This window comes from Mesorhizobium sp. M7A.T.Ca.US.000.02.2.1, from assembly GCF_003996995.1.
In the GTDB taxonomy this organism is placed as follows: Bacteria; Pseudomonadota; Alphaproteobacteria; order Rhizobiales; family Rhizobiaceae; genus Mesorhizobium.
Genome location: NZ_RZTT01000796.1, coordinates 1 through 1,073 on the forward strand (window position 1 = coordinate 1; position 1,073 = coordinate 1,073).

Here is a 1,073-nt window from a genome sequence, read left to right on the forward strand (position 1 = left end):
GCGCAAGGCGCGGCCAGCCTTTTCGGCCGCCTTGCCGGTGACGAAGGTCTGGCGCGAGGCCGAGGTCTTGCCGGCGTCGGGGGTGATGGCTGTATCGGCGCTCTTCAACTGGAATTTCTCAAGCGGCAGGCCGAGCGCGTCGGCGCATATCTGGGCGATGACCGTGTTGGATCCCTGGCCGATATCGACGGCGCCCTGGTGCAGGATGACCGTGCCGTCAGCCGCGATGCCGACCCGGATGGTCGACGGGTTGGGCAGCGAGGTGTTGCCGCAGCCATACCAGCAGGACGCGACGCCAACGCCGCGCTTTCTATCCCTGCTGGCACGGTTGAACGCATCCGCATCGGCCGTTGCGCCCACCCAGTGCGGCTGCAGCGATTCGAGGCATTCGGCAATGCCGACGCCGGACTCCAGAAGCTGCCCGGTAACCGTTTCGGATCCGTTACGAAGGCAGTTCTTCAAGCGAAAATCGAGCCGGTCCATGCCGAGCTTGCCGGCTAGCTCGTCATACAGCGTCTCCTGCATGATCGTCGCTTGCGGCACGCCGAAGCCGCGGAAGGCGCCGGAGATCGGCCCATGCGTGTGGATGGCGCGGCCTTCGGCGCGGTAATTCGGCGTCGCGTAGGGTCCGGAGGCGTGCACCGGCACGCGGTTGGCCACGGTAGGGCCCCAGCTTGCATAGGCGCCGGTGTTGAAGTCACCTTCGAAGATCATGCCGGTGACAAGGCCATCGGCATCGGCGCCGATGGTCGCTCTCATCTCGGCCGGATGGCGCTTGGTGGTCGAAATCATCGATTCGGTGCGGGTGTAGGCAAGTGCCGCCGGCCGCCCCGTCTTCATCGCCACAAGGCCAATCAGCGGCTGCAGCGAAACGTCGAGTTTGGAGCCGAAACCGCCGCCGGTCGCGGTCGGCACGATGCGCACCTTGTCGACGGCTAGGCCGAGCACCTTCGCCGTCTCGTCGCGGTCCATATAGGGCGCCTGGGTGCAGGCGACGACGACCAGCGTGTCGCCGTCCAGATAGGCATAGCCGGCTTCCGGTTCGATATAGGCGTGCTCGACACCTCCTATGT

The 1,073-nt window shown here is 65.8% G+C and carries 1 protein-coding gene; it reads right to left on the reverse strand.

Annotation, left to right across the window (positions count from 1 at the left end; genetic code table 11):
* A partial coding sequence (locus EOD15_RS34700) for a molybdopterin cofactor-binding domain-containing protein (RefSeq protein WP_148129831.1) occupies positions 1 to 1,073 on the reverse strand: 1,073 nt, incomplete at both ends.